This is a genomic window from Duganella sp. P38, assembly GCF_050859475.1.
Lineage (GTDB): Bacteria > Pseudomonadota > Gammaproteobacteria > Burkholderiales > Burkholderiaceae_D > Rugamonas.
This window is the reverse complement of record NZ_CP193936.1, coordinates 1,627,888-1,645,292: the sequence shown is the minus strand read 5'-3', so window position 1 is coordinate 1,645,292 and position 17,405 is coordinate 1,627,888. Positions and strand designations below refer to the sequence as shown.

Below are 17,405 nucleotides of genomic sequence, written 5' to 3'. Positions count from 1 at the left end.
GCAGAATTACTTGGCGTTCATCAGGGCGACGGTGGTGTCCAGCATGCGGTTCGAGAAGCCCCACTCGTTGTCGTACCACGACGATACTTTCACCAGGCGGCCCGACACCTTGGTCAGCGTCGAATCGAAATTCGACGAGGCCGGGTTGTGGTTGAAGTCGATCGACACCAGCGGTTCAGTCTGGTAGGTCAGCACTTCTTTCAGCGCGCCTTCGGCGGCGGCCTTCATCAGCGCGTTGACTTCTTCCACGGTGGTGTCGCGCTTGGCGATGAACGACAGGTCGACCAGCGACACGTTGATGGTCGGCACGCGAATCGCGAAACCGTCCAGCTTGCCGTTCAGCTCAGGCAGCACCAGGCCGACCGCGGCGGCGGCGCCGGTCTTGGTCGGGATCATGCTCATGGTGGCCGAACGGGCGCGGCGCAGGTCTTCGTGCATCACGTCCGACAGCACCTGGTCGTTGGTGTAAGCGTGCACGGTGGTCATCAGGCCGGTTTCAACGCCGATCGCGTCGTTGAGCGGTTTGACCAGCGGCGCCAAGCAGTTGGTGGTGCACGAGGCGTTCGAGATCACGGTGTCGGTGGCCTTCAGCACCTGCTGGTTGACGCCGTACACGATGGTCGCGTCCACATCCTTGCCGCCCGGGGCCGAGATGATGACTTTCTTGGCGCCGCCCTTCAGGTGGGCCGAGGCTTTTTCCTTGGTGGTGAAGAAGCCGGTGCACTCGAGCACCACGTCCACGCCCAGGTCGCCCCATGGGATTTCAGCCGGGTTGCGCTGCGCGAACACGCGGATCACGTCGCCGTTCACGATCATATTGTCGCCGTCCACTTCCACGGTGCCAGGGAACTTGCCGTGGGCGGTGTCGTAGCGGGTCAGGTGGGCGTTGGCCTTGGCGTCGCCGAGGTCATTGATCGCCACGATCTGGATGTCTTGCTTTTTGCCGCCTTCGTAGAAAGCACGCAGTACATTACGGCCGATACGGCCGTAGCCATTGATTGCTACTTTGATCGTCATACTTTGCTCCTGATTAAAAATATTGTTAATGCAACCAGCAATTATAGATTAAGCAATGACAGCTTTGACTTTCGCTACGACGTTGTCGACGGTGAAGCCGAAATGCTTGAACAGCACGCCCGCCGGGGCCGACTCGCCGAAGGTGTCGATGCCGACCACGGCGCCTTCCAGGCCAACGTACTTGTACCAGAAATCGGTGACGCCGGCTTCGATCGCCACGCGCGGCACGCCCTTGGTCAGCACCGACGCCTTGTAGGCGGCATCCTGGCGGTCGAACACGTCGGTCGACGGCATCGACACCACGCGCGCGACGATGCCTTCGGCGGCCAGCGCCGAGGCGGCCGCTTGCGCCAGCTCGATTTCCGAACCGGTGGCGATCAGCGTCACTTTGGCGCCGGCCGCTTCTTTCAGCACGTAGCCGCCGCGCGCGATGTCGGCGATCTGCTCGGCCGAACGCTCCTGGTACGGCAGGTTCTGGCGCGAGAAGATCAGCGTCGACGGACCGTTCTTGCGCTTGACCGCCGCGCCCCACGCCACCATCGATTCGGTGGTGTCGCACGGGCGCCAGTTGTCCAGGTTAGGAATCAGGCGCAGCGACGAGACGTGCTCGACCGACTGGTGGGTCGGGCCGTCTTCGCCCAGGCCGATCGAATCGTGGGTGAACACGAAGATCGAGCGCTGTTTCATCAGCGCGGCCATGCGCAGCGCGTTGCGGCTGTAGTCGGCGAAGGTCAGGAAGGTGGCGCCGAACGGGATGTAGCCGCCGTGCAGGGCAACGCCGTTCATGATCGCCGACATGCCGAACTCGCGCACGCCGTAGTTGATGTGGTTGCCTGGCTGGCCGGAGCGCACCGGGGTGATCTCCTTCCAGTTGGTCAGGTTGGAGCCGGTCAGGTCGGCCGAGCCGCCGAGGAATTCCGGCAGCACCGGCGCCAGCGCCTGGATCGCGTTCTGGCTGGCCTTGCGGGTGGCGATGTTTTCCTTCTTCTCGACGGTGGCGGCGATGCCGGCGGCCAGCGCCGCGTCGAAGTTGCCGGCAGTTCGCCGGCCATGCGGCGGCTCAGTTCAGCGGCTTCTTGCGGGTACTTGGCGGTGTATTCGGCGAACTTGGCGGACCAGTCGGCTTCCAGCGCGGCGCCGGCCGACTTGAAGTCCCAGGCGGCGTAGACGTCGGCCGGCACCTCGAACGGCGCGGCGCTCCAGCCGATGTACTCGCGGACGGCGGCGATTTCCTTGTCGCCCAGCGCGGCGCCGTGCACCTTGTCGCCGCCTTGCAGATTAGGCGAGCCCTTGCCGATGATGGTCTTGCAGCAGATCAGGGTCGGCTTGTCGGCCTGCTTGGCCGCTTCAATGGCGGCCGCCACGGCGTTGACATCGTGGCCGTCGACCGCGCGGATCACGTTCCAGCCATAGGCTTCGAAACGGGCCGGGGTGTCGTCGGTGAACCAGCCTTCGACCTTGCCGTCGATCGAAATGCCGTTGTCGTCATACAGCGCGATCAGTTTTTTCAGGCCCAGCGTGCCGGCCAGCGCGCACGCCTCGTGCGAGATGCCTTCCATCAGGCAGCCGTCGCCGACGAAGGCGTAGGTGTAGTGATCGACCACGTCCAGGCCCGGCTTGTTGAATTCGCTTGCCAGCAGCCACTCGGCCAGCGCCATGCCGACCGCGTTGGCGATACCCTGGCCCAGCGGGCCGGTGGTGGTTTCCACGCCCGGCGTGTAGCCCACTTCCGGGTGGCCCGGCGTCTTCGAATGCAGCTGGCGGAAGGACTGGATGTCGTCCATCGTCACCGCGTAGCCGCTCAGGTGCAGCAGCGCGTAGTGCAGCATGGAGCCGTGGCCGTTCGACAGCAGGAAGCGGTCGCGGTTCACCCAGCCCGGGTTGGCCGGGTTGTGGCGGTAATGGCCACTCCACAGCGCAACGGCGATCTCGGCCATGCCCATCGGCATGCCTGGGTGGCCGGAATTGGCCTTCTGGACGGCGTCCATCGCCAGCGCGCGGATCGCGTTAGCCTTTTGTGGGTGCGGGAGCGTAGAAGTCATGGTGTGTCAATCACGGAGTTTGAAAGCGTTTGCAGTAGGCGGGCTACTTTCTGAAGCTGGCTATTTTACCAGAGCGGCGCCCGGAAAATGAAAAAGGGCGGCGTTCCCGTAGGAACACCGCCCTGCTGCGCAACAGCCGGCAAAGCCGGCTGCGGCACGTTTAGAAGCGCTTGTTGAACTCTGCGCTGAACTTCATCGAGCGTGGCGCGGTGTAGTTCAGTACCGCTTCGTACAGAGCATAGCGAGCGTTGTTGGTGTTGTAACGCTCAACCACTTTCTGTGCCGACTGGTCGTTCAGTACGTTGTACACGTCTACCTTCAGGGTCAGGCCTGGCAGGAAGGTCGGTTTCCACGACGCATTCAGATCCAGGGTTTTTTCCCATGGCAGACGACCGACGGTGCCGCGTGGTGACGGTACGTTCTTGTCGCCGGTCACGCCGAAGCAGTAGTGCGACGCCGACTGGTAGTTATAGCCGATATCGTTCAGGGTCAGCGGGTTGGTGCCCGAGCACGAACGTGGACGACCCGAAGCGATGGTGACGAAACCACCAACGGTGATCTCAGGCGTCACTTCGTAGTAGCCAAAGCCTTTGATCTGGTGCTTGCGATCGTTCGGCAGCAGGCCGTCGGCATATTTCATCAGCTGCGCGTAGTCCCAGGTCTGGGTCGCTGCGACGTCGGCTTGGCCGGTCGTGGTATCGGACAGCGTCTGGCCTTCGGTGTTACCTTTGCTGCGGCCCAGCGTATAGTTCAGCTTACCGTACCAGCCGTTGCGGAACGGGTGCTCAACGAAGAAGTCCAGCGCGGCGTAGGTACGTTTGGCCTTGTCGAAGCCCAGGTCTGCCTTGGTCAGGTGGACCCTGGTGTAGTTGGTGCCGGTACCGGAGTAGTCGACCAGGAAGTCGTTGGCTTCGCCTGGGTTGAACGAGGCGCAGCTAAAGCCACCGTAGTTCGAGGTGTCGATGTTGTGGTCAGCAGCGTACTTGTCGAACACACGGCCATCGCAGAAGTCGTCGATGGTCGATTGCAGCTTACGGTAGGTTGCCTTCACGCCGAAGTTCAGGTCAGGGCTATAGGCTTTTTCGAAGCCCAGCGTGATCTCATCCTGATACGACGGTTTCATGTCCAGCGCAGCAACGGTTTTCGGGTCCTTGGCCTGGCCGAATTCGTTGTTGGCCGACAGCACGTCGGTCACGGCGGTGATGCCGGTCGGCGCGCCGTGCGAGTCGGTACCGGTGTAGGTGTAGTACTGGCTGGTGTTCAGCGAACCGTTGGCGCCGCGCAGTGCGATCAGGGTCGGCATCTGCAGGGTGTAGCGGCCGGCGCTACCGAAGACCTTCAGCGAGTTGTCGCCATTCGCATCCCATACTGCGGACAGACGTGGGGCGATCTGGTTCTTCATCTCGATGTACTTGGTGCCGTCCTGGTTGGCGTTGTAGAAGCCTTCACGACGCACGCCCACGGTCACCAGCAGTTTCGGGGTAACTTGCCATTGGTCCTCAAGATACTGCGCATCCTGGCCGGCGTAGGCGTTCGACACGGTCGACGACAGCGATTTCTGCACATAGTAACCCTGCGACGCCAGAGTGCCGCGGCCGGTCAGTACTGGCACGGTGCCGCCTGGAACGGTGGTGGGCTTGGTCGGATCGGTTTTCAGGTAGGTCCACAGCGCGCCGCCAGCCAGGTGCATCACCGGCGTTCAGCGAGGACATCTTGTTGTTGTCCAGACCGGCACGCAGTTTATGGTTGCCCAGTTTGTATTCCAGGTCGAGACGTTTCGAGATAACGTTGTCTTCCGCGCCATTGTATGGCTGATTGGTGCTGAACGGCTGACCGCCGTTATAGTTCAGGCCTGGCACCTGGTTTTCCGTCGAGGCGCTGACCTGGGCCAGGGTTGGGTCGTAGCCGGTCGGGTTGTAGATGTGGCGGGCGCGCGATTTGCCGAACATCGCATTGACGGTGAAGTCGTCGGTGATGTTACCGATGTAGCGGATGATGTTAGCCTGGCCGCCGTTCGGGTTGAACGGACCGTATTCTTCACGGGTCGACGAATTGACGGTGCTGCCCACTGCACGGGTATTGTAATCGTACGAACGGTATTGGGTGCTGGTCTTTGGCAGATCACCGATACCGCTGTACTCAATACGGTGGTTGTCATTGATGTACCAGTCCAACTTGGCGAAGTAGCGCTGGGTGGTGGTCTGGTAGTCGCGCCAGCCGTTGGAGGCATTGGTCAGCGCGGTACGACCGCCGTACACACCAGATACTTCGTCCTCGGTCTGCTCCAGAGCGACGAAGGCGAACAAGGTATCCTTGATCAGCGGGCCGCCGACGTAGGCCGAGTACTGGGTTTGCTCGCGGCTGTTGTCTTCGCGGCGAATACGCAAGGTATTGTCGGTTGCTGGGAACACGCCGGTGTTCGCGTAATACATGTCGCGGTACTTGGCGCGGGTGTCTTTTGGCGTGGTCGAAATCAGGCCGCCCACTTCCCAGTTGTTGGTACCGGATTTGGTGGTGATGTTGACCACACCGCCAACCGAACGGCCGAACTCGGCGCCGTAGCCGCCGGTCAGCACCTGTGCCTGCGCAATCGCGCCGAATGGCAGTTCGAAGCCGCCCAGCTGGGTCAGCGGGTTGGTGACCGGGAAACCGTTGATGTAGTAAGCATTTTCCGATGCGCCGCCGCCCGCCCAGGCTGGAGCCGGCCGCATAGGTCGGATCGCCGCGGGTGGTGTTAGGCGCCAGCTGCACGATGGCGTCGACCGAACGGGCGATCGGCAGTTTATCCAGTTCACGCGCGGTGAAGGTCGCGCCGTTGTTGGCGGAGCTCATGTCGATACGGCTGCGGCGGCCGCTCGCCTGCACGGACTGCACGCCGGTTGGCGCAAACACGGCTTCAACACCCTGGCCAGCCAGCACTTCGATGTTGGTGGTGGCGCCTTGCGTGCTGCCATTGACCAGCGTTGCGCTGTAGCGGCCGATCGGCATCGAAGTGACGCTGAAGCTGCCGTTGGCGTCCACGGAGGTGGTACGCGATTGGTTGGTGTCCAGATTTTTCAGCACAACCGAGGTCGCGCTGCACTGGTGCTACGCGGCCGTAGATGTTACCCGAGGCGTTCGACTGGGCCATCGCTGGCGGTACCACGGCAACGGTCAGCGCGGCGGTGCCGAAGGCGATCGACAGCGCGTTCACAAGAACTGTTTTTCTTAACATATGAGTGTATTCCCAATTTGAAATTTTTTTGCCTTGTAGGCAACGATACCCGTTCTCTCTCTGATGGAGAGCTCTTACCAACAATTAAGGACGCCATGGCTCGTCCCTACAGCTATAAAAACACGTGCAAAACAAGTGTGTCAACAATACAACTTTTGTTATGCAACAAAACAACGGGAAAGCGAAAAAAATACCAAAAACCGGTTTATTTTATTTAAGTTGAGCCATAAATAATTTATGATGAAACGGCAGATTTTCTACGTAGCTTCCCCATCCCATACCGTTGTTTGCTTAGGCAAAAAATCATATATCGATATAAAATTTTCCAGCTAGAAGCAAAAACCGCGTTCAGCTGAATAAAATTTTGCCTCCGATTTTTACGTTTACTTACTGGTGCAAATAAAAGTCAGTATGCACCAGCATGGAATTCGGCTTGCACCATAATGGGGCGATATTAACTTTCAGTTTCGTACCAGCCGCCTGATTTAAAATGGCGATTCATCATTCACCCGGATTTTCACCATGCCCCGTTTTTACGTTTCCCAGCCGCTGGCCAGCGGCCAGCTCGTCCAGTTGCCCGAGGCGGTGGCGCACCATGTCCACGTGCTGCGCCTGCCCCAAGGCGGGCTGGTGACGCTGTTTAACGGCGATGGCGGCGAGTACACAGCCGCCCTGATCGACATCGGCAAGCGCAGCGCCACGGCCGAGATCAAGGCGCACACTGCGCGCGAGGTCGAGCTGCCGTTCGCCGTCACGCTGGCGCAGGCGTTGCCGGAGGGCAGCAAGATGGACTGGATCATCGAAAAGGCGATCGAACTGGGCGTGTCCGGCATCCAGCCGCTGGCGGCGCAACGCTGCGTGGTGCGGCTGTCGCCTGAGCGGGCCGGGAAAAAGCTGGACCACTGGCGCGGCGTCATCGTCTCGGCCGCCGAGCAGAGCGGCCGCAACCGGCTGGCGCACCTGGCGCCGCCGCAAGACTATAAACAGTGGATCACCCAGCAGGACCTGCACCGGCGCATCATCCTGACGCCGCGCGCCGGGCAGTCGCTGGCCGACTGGGCGCGCCACCAGCCGCCGCAAGCGGTGACGCTGGTGGTCGGCCCCGAAGGCGGCCTGAGCGAGCAGGAGGAAGACCTGGCGCTGCGCCACGGCGCCCTGCCGCTGGCGATGGGTCCGCGCATCCTGCGCACCGAGACGGCGGCGCTGGCGGCGGTGTCGGTGCTGAGCGCCGCATGGGGCGGCTTCTAAAGAAAAACCCCGCGCAGCCCTAAGGCTGGCGGGGCTTCTGGCCGTGCCGAAGCTTAGAACTTCAGGTTGGCGCCCACGGTGATGTAGCGGCCGAGGGTGTCATACGACTGCGGGAAGGTATTGCCGCTGTTCATAGCGGTGGTACCGATGGTGCCGCCGACGATAGGCGGTTTTTGTTGCCCGCGTTGACGATGCTGACGTTGAAGCGCAGGTTTTTCGACCAGGTGTAGCTGCCCGACAGGTCGATGTAGTTGTACGCATCGATATGGCGGTAGGCTTGCAGGAACTTGGTGCTGACCAGTGCCAGCGGCTCGACATCCACCGCGCTAACATAACGCCAGTTGTAGCCGACCGAGAAGTCACCCACGGTCCAGTTGGTACGCTGGTTGAACTTGCGCTTGTACACCGCGGCGTTGGCCACGTCGCCGCACGCCACCGAGTAGTAGCCCAGGCAGTCGCGGTCAACCGAGATCGGCGACGGCTGGAACTTGAAGCTCTGCACCTGGTTGTAGCCCAGGCTCAGGTCGAACGCGCCCCACTTCGGATCCAGGCTCAGTTGTTTGGCCTGCAGCTTGTACGCGACGTTCAGGTCAATACCGCTGGTCGACTGGCGGCCGTTGTTGGAACGGTCGGTGACCACGCCTTTGGAACCGACACCATTAAAGGTGCCGTTCTGCGCGTTACGCCCCACCAGTTCGCAGCTAGCATTCATTGCGTAGGTCGGGTTGTTCAGGTAGCAGTCGGCGATGACGTCGGCCGTGCTTGGACGCGAGATCGCGCTGGTAATCGAGATCTTGTAGTAGTCCAGCGACACGGCCAGCTTCGGCAGCGGCTCCCAGACGAAGCCGATGGTCTTGGTCTTGGCCACTTCCGGCCCCAGGTCCGGGTTGCCGCCGGCCAGATTGTTGATCTGGCCCGACGATGGCGCAGGCAGATTGGCCAGGTCGCTGGCCGGCACGCCGGTCAGGCGGCACAGGTTGGCCAATGTGCCCGGGGTATTGACCTGGGCCGGGTTGGCGCCCTGGCCTTTCTGGCATGGGTCTACCGCCAGGTTGGACAGGCCGGTGACCTTCGGCGAGAACAGTTCGTTGACGTTAGGAGCGCGGGTGGCTTTCTGCACCATGCCGCGGAAACGCAACTGTTGTACAGGCGCCCATTCACCACCGATCTTCCAGCTGTTGTAGCTGACGGCTTTCTTGCTGCCGGTCTTGAACTCGGTCTCGCGGAAACCCAGATCGGCGTTCAGCGCGTGGATGAACGGCTTGTCTTTGGCCAGCGGAATCTGGGTTTCGATCGCCAGCTCGCGCAGGCGGAAGGTACCGGTGCGGTCCGGGGTCGGCGCGCCGGTGCCCAGCACTTCACCCTGGATCTGCGAAGCGGCATCGGACTGCGTGCCCGCTTCCAGCTTACGCTGCTCGCCGGTGATCGCCATGGTGATCGGCTGACCCGACCATGGGCTGACGAATTTCTCGCCCAGATCGCCTTGCAGCGACAGCGAACCGACATCTTGCTGCACGGTTTGCAGCAACACGGCGCTGGAGTTGACAAACCCCAGCATGGCGGGCGTGACGCTGCCATTTGCGCCCCACACATTGAGCGGTACGCAATTGTTGGCGGTATTGACACAGCTGGTCGTGCTCAGCGAGTTCAGCGCTTGCTGCACTTTCGCCATCGAGCCCCAGTTGCCGCGCACCTGGGTCTGATCGGCGGTGCCGCGTGTCCACGACGCGTCATAGGTCCAGTCGAGGAAGGCGTCGCCGCGCAGGCCGATGGTGTATTGCAGCGTACGATTGCTGAAGTCGTTCAGGCGGGGACCCAGCTCGACGAAGCGGCGGCTGATCGTCATCGGCACCAGGGTGTTATTGCCGACCACGCAGTTGGCCGCCATGATGCCGCGGCGTTCGCAAATCTGCTGACGGGCTGCGTCAGGAATGAACGGGTTACCAATCGGTACATCGAAGTTATTGCCGAAGGTGCCAGACTCGGCCAGCGTGGAGCTGACTTTGCTGCTGGTGTAGAACACTTCGCTGTAGGCCTCGACATGATCATTGATCTTATAGTTGGCCAGCGAGGTCGCTTGCGTACGCTCCAGGCCGGTCTGATAGTAGTTCAGCGGATTGGTGTTGTACGGCACGGCCGGGCTGATCAGGCGGCCAGTGGCCGGGTCGATCTGGAACGAACCGCTCAGGGTATCGGTGCCGCCGGTGCCCTTGCCGATCGAGAACGCGCCAGGAATGGTGGTGCCGGAACCGCTCGGCAGGCCGGTGGTCGAGCTCAGGCTGGTGATGCCGTAGGCGCGGTCGCCCTGGCGTACCGGGTCGGTGGTGGTCTTGCCGATGCTCAGCACGACGTTGCCGCGGCCGTCGTCGAGGTTGGCGCCCATGGTGATGTCGGTACGCTTGCGCTTGCCGTCGTGGTCGCCGGTGGTGCCGCCATAGGTGGTGGTGGCGTCGAAGCCGCTGAAGTTCTTTTTCAGGTTGAAGTTGATGACGCCGGCCACGGCGTCGGCGCCGTAGGCCACCGACGCGCCGCCGGTCAGCAGGTCGACGCGGCTCAGCAGCGCCAGCGGGATGGAGTTGGTGTCCACCGTGCCGTCCAGGCTGAACGGCACCATGCGGCGGCCGTTGATCAGCACCAGCGTGCGGTTGGCGCCCAGGCCACGCAGGTCGACCGTGGCGGCGCCCGAGGTGCCGTTGTTGGTGCCAGGGCCGATCGATGGCACGGCGCCAGGCAGCGTCTTGACGAACTCTTCCACGGATACCGGCTGCGATTGCTTGATTTCGTCAGCGGTGATCGACGAAATCGGGCTGATCGAGGTGGTGCCAGGCGCGGTAATGCGGGTACCGGTCACTTGCACCGATTCGATTTTTTGCGGCGCCGCTTCCTGTGCAATGGCGTTGTGCATCATGGCGCTCAGGCCCACCAGCATCGAGCTGGCGAACACCGTGCGTACGGTGCGCGACATCATCTTCTCTTGCATCATTGTAAAACTCCCATTATTGAACTCCCCTGAAAGAGAGAAACCCAACCAGTTCAATCCGTCCGTTTGATAAAACGCCGAATTTCAATGGCCAGCCTGAGGATTCTTTTTGTCTCCGGGGTTGCCGGACCGAATCTCGTTTATATACACCCCTGACAATTGCATTTTTGCAGGCGCATTGCATGAAACCATTCGCTTGCGGAAACTGTCAACAAAAGGAAAATGGCAATTGCAAGCGCAAGGCTTGCAATATTGCAAGTAATTTAGGCAGCGGTTTTTTGTGCGACGCAATATATTTCGTTATGTATCTCGCAAGTTGCCGCCCCCTGCGATTTTTATTCGTTTGACCTTGTTTAACAACACACTATGGATTGTAAATTAAAGTAAAAACAGCAGATTGTGTGGTGCAGCAAAACTTGGCGGCAGGATTTTGTTGTGCGTCGCAACATTGTAACTGTGTACGCAAGGCTACAAAGGCGTTCGCCTACCTTCATTTGATGGCAAAATAACATTAATGAATTGTCTATTAATGTTATTTTGCGTTGTATTGTCACAACGCTCACATTTGGTGCATCGCGCACTTAAATGGGGCGGAGCGATTTTTAATTTCATTTTTATAAACTTCGAAATAATTTCAGTCGGCGACTATTTAAAAATGAATTAATCGCGGCATTATTCCCCTCGGAAGGCGTGGCAGCGATTAGACCGGCCCGGCCAACGCAGGTAAAATAGCGCCTGCGGCCGCTTCCCGAGGGGGACGGCCGCCCCGCTCTCCGCTAGCTACGGAGCCCTGCAATCACCGGAATTCCACCCATGCTGCGTTTAAACGAAGTGAAGCTCCCGCTCGACCATACCGAGGAGCAACTGCCGGCCGCCATCCTGGCGCGCCTGGACATCCCCGCCGCCGACCTGCTCGGCTTTACCGTCTACAAGCGCAGCTATGATGCGCGCAAGAAATCCGCCATCGTGCTGATCTACTCGCTCGATGTCGAGGTGGCCGACGAAGCGGCCCTGCTCAAGCGCCTGAAGCACGACGTGCACCTGACGCCGTCGCCGGACATGGCCTATAAATATGTCGCCGACGGCGCCGCGCTGGCCGCGCATCCGGACTTCCAGCGCCCGGTGGTGATCGGCATCGGCCCGTGCGGCCTGCTGGCGGCGCTGATCCTGGCGCAGATGGGCCTGCGTCCCATCATCGTCGAGCGCGGCAAGGTCGTGCGCGAGCGCACGGTCGACACCTTCGGCTTCTGGCGCCAGCGCAAGCTCAACCCGGAGTCGAACGTGCAGTTCGGCGAAGGCGGCGCCGGCACCTTCTCGGACGGCAAGCTGTACAGCCAGATCAAGGACCCGAAACACTATGGCCGCAAGGTGCTGACCGAATTCGTCAAGGCTGGCGCGCCGGAAGAAATCGTCTACGTCAGCAAGCCGCACATCGGCACCTTCCGCCTGGTCAAAATGGTTGAATCGATGCGCGAGACGATCGAGGCGCTGGGCGGCGAATACCGTTTCGAGAGCAAGGTCACCGACATCGACGTCGAAGAAACCGCCGATGGCCGCCAGATCCGCGGCATCACGCTGGAAAGCGGCGAGAAAATCGTCAGCAAGCACGTCATCCTGGCGATCGGCCACAGCGCGCGCGACACCTTCGAGATGCTCTACGAACGCGGCGTCTACATCGAGGCCAAGCCGTTCTCGATCGGCTTCCGCGTCGAGCACCCGCAATCGCTGATCGACGCCTGCCGTTTCGGCCCTAACGCCGGGCACCCGATCCTGGGCGCGGCCGATTACAAGCTGGTGCACCACGCCTCCAACGGCCGCGCGGTATACAGCTTCTGCATGTGCCCGGGCGGCACGGTGGTGGCGGCCGCGTCCGAGCCGGGCCGCGTGGTCACCAACGGCATGAGCCAGTACTCGCGCAACGAGCGCAACGCCAACAGCGCCATCGTGGTCAGCATCTCGCCCGAGGTCGACTATCCGGGCCACCCGCTGGCCGGCGTCGCCTTCCAGCGCGATCTCGAAGAAAAGGCGTTCCACCTCGGCGGCGGCACCTATAACGCACCGGGCCAGCTGATGGGCGACTTCGTCGCCGGCAAGGCCTCGACCGGCTTCGGCGCGGTGGTGCCGTCGTACAAGCCGGGCATCACGCTGACCGACCTGGCGCAGATCCTGCCGGAGTTCGCGGTGACGGCGCTGCGCGAAGCCTTCCCGGCGTTCGACAAGCAGCTCAAGGGCTATTTCAAGCATGACGCCGTGCTGACCGGGCTGGAGACGCGCACCTCGTCGCCGATCCGCATCAAGCGCCGCGACGACACGCTGCAAAGCCTCAACACCAAGGGCCTGTTCCCGGCCGGCGAAGGCGCCGGTTACGCCGGCGGCATCCTGTCGGCCGGCGTTGACGGCATCAAAGTAGCGGAAGCGGTAGCGCTGTCGATGGCCGCGCAGCAAGCATAAATCCGGGATTTAGTCGCGTACCGGCAGCCGCAGCTTGATGCGGCAGCCGGCCGCGTGGCCGGCGTCAGCCGCCACCGAGACCTGTCCGCCCATCTGGTGCACGATGGTGTAGACGATGTGCATGCCTAGCCCCGAGCCGCCCTGGCCGCGCTTGGTGGTGAAGAAGGGCTCGAACAGGCGCTCGCGCGCCTCGCCCGTCAGGCCGACGCCATCGTCGGAAAACTCCAGCAGCAGCCAGCGCATGCCGCCCTCCAGCGCCATCCGCGCCGCCAGCGTCACCTTGCCGGGGCCGCCGTCGGGATAACCGTGCTTGGCCGCGTTCATCAGCAGGTTGGACAGCACCTGCGACCAGCGCCCGGCGTCGAGCCGCGTACGCAGCTCGGGGGCGATGTCGACCGCGACCTCCAGCCCGACCTTGCGCAACGCCGGCCCGTGCGCCGACACCACGCTCAGCGCATGCTCGCGCAACATCACCTCGGCCACATGGGCGCTGCCCTGGTCCACCGCCAGTTGCTTGAAGTTGCCGATCAGGTCGGCCGCGCGCGCCAGGTTGCGCTCGATCAGCTGCGCGCCCTCGGCCAGCCGCCGCGCCATCGCCAGCAGTTCCGAGCGGCTGACGCGCTCGCCGCCAACGCATTTGATCAGGTCCTCGGCATAACTGGCCATGGTGGAGGCGGCCGTGACGGCCACGCCGATCGGCGTGTTGACCTCGTGCGCCACGCCCGCCACCAGGGCGCCCAGCGCCGCCATCTTTTCCTGCTCGACCAGCGACGCTTGCGCGGCCAGCAGCGCCTCGGTGCGGCGCTGTATCTTGGCCTCGAGCTGCTGCTCGCGGTCCTGGTGCTGCAGCTCGGCGGCGCCGCGCGCGGCGAAGATCGACAGCAGCGACAGCGCCAGCAGCCGCTTGTCCTCGGCCATCGGCTTGGTGTCGATGGCCGACAGAATGCCCAGCGTCTGCCCCTCGGTATCGATCATCGGCATGCCGATATAGCTTTCGGCCTGCATCTCGACCAGCAGCGTGTCGTGCGGATAGTCGCGCTGGATGCCGCTGGCGTGGAAGCACATGCATTGTTCGGTGACGTCCTGGCACGGCGTGTGGCGCAGGCTGTAGTCCATATTCGGCAGGTAGTCGGCGCCGCCCCAGACGGCCAGCGTGCGGATGCCCTCGCCATCGTCCAGCATGATCACGCGGCCGGCGATCACGTAGGTGACATCGAGCGCCTGCGCCAGGTCGCGCACCAGGATGCGCAGGAAGTCGTCGCCGCGCGCCCGCGCCGTCGAGGCGGTGATCGACCGCAGGGCCGCCTCGGCCAATGTCCGCCCGTCCGCCGCGTCGAACAGTGGCGGCGCCTCCTCTCCTCGCTCATTGCTGGCTCCCGGTCGCTAAGTAGCCCTATTGTAACGCGATGTAACCGGGCGGGCGCAGGCATGAATCTGCTTTCAGCTTGCTACCCTAATTAACATGAATCAACGTTAACCTTGCGGTTAATTTGTATGTTTTTGTAAAAATCCATAATTTTTAGGTTAAATCGCTTGCAAATGTTGTTTATTTCAATGTTGTTACAGATTCTCAATTGACCACAACATAAGGCAATGGTCAGATATGCGCCACAGAAGAATTTCGAATAAAGATTATTCTTCTTATGTCATTATTGATTGCAAAATAGCAAAAAATCCACTAGGAGTTGAACAAAATGATGATGGAAAAAGTTCTGTCGCGTTCGCTGCGCACGATGTTCGCCGGCGGCGCCGCGCTGATGCTGGCACAGCCCGCTTTTGCCCAGGATAACAATGCGCCGATCCAGCGCGTGGAAATCACCGGCTCGTCGGTCAAGCGCGTAGACGCCGAAACCTCGCTGCCGGTGCAGATCGTCACCAAGGCCGATATCGCCAAGACCGGCGCCACCAGCACCGAGGAACTGCTGCAGTCGATCGCTGCCTTCTCGTCGGCCGGCGGCACCACCAACGCCACCGGCGCCGGCAGCTCGACCGGCGGCCTGTCCTCGATCTCGCTGCGCGGCCTGGGTTCGACCCGCACCCTGGTGCTGGTCAATGGCCGCCGCCTGGCAGCGTTTGCCGGCAGCGACGGCGCCTCGGTCAACGTCAACGCCATTCCACTGTCGGCCATCGAGCGCGTCGAAGTGCTGAAGGACGGCGCCTCCGGCGTGTACGGCAGCGACGCAGTCGCCGGCGTGGTCAACTTCATCCTGACCAAGCGCATGGAAGGCATCGAACTGAACGCCGGCTACGGCTCGCCAACCGAAAGCGGCGGCGGCCAGAACAGCAAGGCCTCGATCACCGGCGGCTTCAACACCGACAAGCTGAGCATCGTCGCCTCGGCCTCGTACGAGAAAGACAAGGCGCTGTTCGGCCGCGACCGCGATTACGCCAGGTCCGCCACCCGCCTGCCTTACTACAACAGCACCGCGACCGGCCAGGGCAACATCCAGGGCGCGTTCACGCCGGCGCCGGCCCGCAGGACGGCTTTAGCAACGGCGGCTCCGGCTTCGGCAACCCGCTGGCCATCGGCGACAAGTGCGGCTCGATCCGCATGGTCACCGTGCCGGACGGCGCCAAAGGCAGCCCATATTGCGCCTACGACAGCGGCCCTGACGTCGGCCTGACCCCGGACCGCGAGCTGTACAACCTGACCGGCAATCTGACCTACCAGATCAACGACAACCATCAGTTGTTCGCCGACGTGCTGTACTCGGAAAGCAAGATCACCCAGACCTACCAGCCATCGCCGGCGCGCGCCGACTTCTTTGAGACCGACGCCGAATTCGACAAGCAAGGCGTGGACCGCGCGCTGCTGCTGTTCCCATCGAACCCGGCCTACCAATCGATCGCCGTGCCTTACCTGACCAGCCAGGGCTATACCTCGCTGATCGGCCAGCCGCTGGCGATTACTTCGCGCGTGTTCGACTACGGTCCGCGCCAGAACGTCGACAAGGCCAAGCAATCGCGCGTGGTGGTCGGCGCCAAGGGCTCGCTGGGCTTCGGCGACTATGAGGTCGCATACAGCCACAACGAATCGAAGCTGGAAAGCGCGGTCACCACCGGCTACTTCTCGCAAGTGGCCTACGCCAAGATCATCAACAACAGCAACTGGAATCCGTGGGCCGAAGGCGGCGTGCAGACCGGCGCCCTGGCCGACCAGCTCAAAGGCGCCGCCTTCAGCGGCAGCTTCCTGAACGCCAAGTCGACCAGCGACCTGTTCGACGCCAAGCTGACCGGCGACCTGGGCAACGTGGCCGGCATCACCCCGCAATACGCGGTGGGCCTGCAGTCGCGCCAGGAAAAATACGTGACCAACCCGAGCGCGGCGTATGAGTCGGGCGACATTTCGGGCCTCGGTGGTTCGGTGGTGCCGATCAACCGCAAGCGCGACGTCAACTCCGCTTACGCGGAACTGAGCGTGCCTGTCCTGAAAACGCTGGAAGTCAACCTGGCTGGCCGCGACGACAAGTACAACGACGTCGGCAACACCTTCAACTGGAAAGGCAACGTCCGCTGGCAGCCGATCAAGGAACTGGTGCTGCGCGCCTCCTACGGCACCGGCTTCCGCGCGCCGTCGCTGGTTGACCTGTGGACCCCGCAAACGCTGGGCACCTCGGAACAGTTCACCGACCCGGGCACCAACCAGAGCGGCCTGCAAGTGAACTCGCTGACCGGCGGCAATCCCAACCTGAAACCGGAAGAGTCGAAACAATACTCGTTCGGCGCGGTCTGGCAGCCATTCACCACCACCAGCATCGGTGCCGACCTGTTCAACATCAAGATCTCCGATCTGCTGGCAACGCCCTCGGCGCAGGAAGTGGTGTCGCGCTTCCGCTCCGGCGACCCGGCCTACGCCGGCCTGGTCACGCTGCGCGGCAACGACATCGTCAGCATCCGTCAAACCCTGTCGAACACCGGCGACGCCGTGGTGCGCGGTGTGGACGTGTTCGCGAACTGGCGTGACAACTTCAGCTTCGGCCGTCTGGACATCAATATGAACGGCACCTACATGGACAAGTTCGACCAGACCAGCCCGGGCGGCGAGCTGTCGCACAAGGTCGGCACCATCGTCGACCGCAGCGGCACCCCGGTCATCGGCGCCCAGAACGGCGGCGTGGTGCTGCGCTGGAAACACCAGCTGGCTGGCACCTGGACCTCGGGTCCATGGTCGACCACGCTGGTGCAGAACTACCGCAACGGCTACGAAGTCGGCCACGACCTCAACGACGAGCGCGTGTTCATCGGCCGCGAAGCGACCTACGACGCCAACGTTACCTACAAAGGCATCAAGAACCTGACGCTGGCGCTGGGCGTGAAAAACATGTTCGACAAGCAGCCTGACCCGATTGGCACCCCGGTGACCAACCAGTTCCAGGCCGGCTACGACATCAACCAGTACGACCCGCGCGGTCGCTACGTCTACCTGACCGCCGGCTACAAGTTCTAAGCCGCC

9 protein-coding genes and 1 pseudogene are annotated in these 17,405 nt (G+C 62.1%); 5 read left to right on the top strand and 5 right to left on the bottom strand.

Annotation, left to right across the window (positions count from 1 at the left end):
- Positions 1-6: 6 nt before the first annotated feature.
- The 3 genes and pseudogenes from gap to ACRQ5J_RS07470 all read right to left on the bottom strand — a co-directional run bounded on the left by gap (position 7) and on the right by ACRQ5J_RS07470 (position 4,752).
- Positions 7-1,017, bottom strand: coding sequence for a type I glyceraldehyde-3-phosphate dehydrogenase (gene gap / locus ACRQ5J_RS07480; protein ID WP_432382253.1), 1,011 nt, complete (start codon positions 1,015-1,017; stop codon positions 7-9).
- A 48-nt stretch (positions 1,018-1,065) separates the two neighbouring features.
- Positions 1,066-3,059, bottom strand: a pseudogene (gene tkt / locus ACRQ5J_RS07475) (transketolase).
- Between the two features lie 160 nt (positions 3,060-3,219).
- Positions 3,220-4,752 (bottom strand): hypothetical protein, encoded by a 1,533-nt coding sequence (locus tag ACRQ5J_RS07470; protein WP_432382251.1) that lies wholly within the window; start codon positions 4,750-4,752, stop codon positions 3,220-3,222.
- Positions 4,753-5,811: 1,059 nt separating this feature from the next.
- On the opposite strand from ACRQ5J_RS07470, the gene ACRQ5J_RS07465 reads away from it, so the two are divergent.
- Both ACRQ5J_RS07465 and ACRQ5J_RS07460 read left to right on the top strand, forming a co-directional pair.
- On the top strand, positions 5,812-6,033 hold the full coding sequence (locus tag ACRQ5J_RS07465; RefSeq protein WP_432382249.1) for a hypothetical protein: 222 nt from the start codon (positions 5,812-5,814) through the stop codon (positions 6,031-6,033).
- A gap of 762 nt (positions 6,034-6,795) precedes the next feature.
- Positions 6,796-7,521, top strand: coding sequence for a 16S rRNA (uracil(1498)-N(3))-methyltransferase (locus ACRQ5J_RS07460; RefSeq protein WP_432382247.1), 726 nt, complete (start codon positions 6,796-6,798; stop codon positions 7,519-7,521).
- A 130-nt stretch (positions 7,522-7,651) separates the two neighbouring features.
- On the opposite strand, the gene ACRQ5J_RS07455 is transcribed toward ACRQ5J_RS07460, so the two are convergent.
- A complete protein-coding gene (locus ACRQ5J_RS07455) occupies positions 7,652-10,486 on the bottom strand; it encodes a TonB-dependent receptor plug domain-containing protein (RefSeq protein ID WP_432382245.1) in 2,835 nt (944 codons plus the stop codon).
- Between the two features lie 828 nt (positions 10,487-11,314).
- On the opposite strand from ACRQ5J_RS07455, the gene ACRQ5J_RS07450 reads away from it, so the two are divergent.
- A complete protein-coding gene (locus ACRQ5J_RS07450; RefSeq protein WP_432382244.1) occupies positions 11,315-12,952 on the top strand; it encodes an NAD(P)/FAD-dependent oxidoreductase in 1,638 nt (545 codons plus the stop codon).
- 9 nt (positions 12,953-12,961) lie between these two features.
- Here ACRQ5J_RS07450 and ACRQ5J_RS07445 read toward each other — a convergent pair whose 3' ends face one another.
- Complete coding sequence (locus ACRQ5J_RS07445) at positions 12,962-14,266, bottom strand: ATP-binding protein (RefSeq protein WP_432382242.1); 1,305 nt, start codon at positions 14,264-14,266, stop codon at positions 12,962-12,964.
- Between the two features lie 386 nt (positions 14,267-14,652).
- On the opposite strand from ACRQ5J_RS07445, the gene ACRQ5J_RS07440 reads away from it, so the two are divergent.
- Both ACRQ5J_RS07440 and ACRQ5J_RS07435 read left to right on the top strand, forming a co-directional pair.
- Complete coding sequence (locus ACRQ5J_RS07440) at positions 14,653-15,576, top strand: TonB-dependent receptor plug domain-containing protein (RefSeq protein WP_432382240.1); 924 nt, start codon at positions 14,653-14,655, stop codon at positions 15,574-15,576.
- Positions 15,504-17,399: a TonB-dependent receptor domain-containing protein gene (locus ACRQ5J_RS07435; RefSeq protein WP_432382238.1), complete on the top strand. Its 1,896-nt coding sequence runs from the start codon at positions 15,504-15,506 to the stop codon at positions 17,397-17,399. Before ACRQ5J_RS07440 ends, ACRQ5J_RS07435 begins: the two co-directional genes overlap by 73 nt.
- Positions 17,400-17,405: the final 6 nt, after the last annotated feature.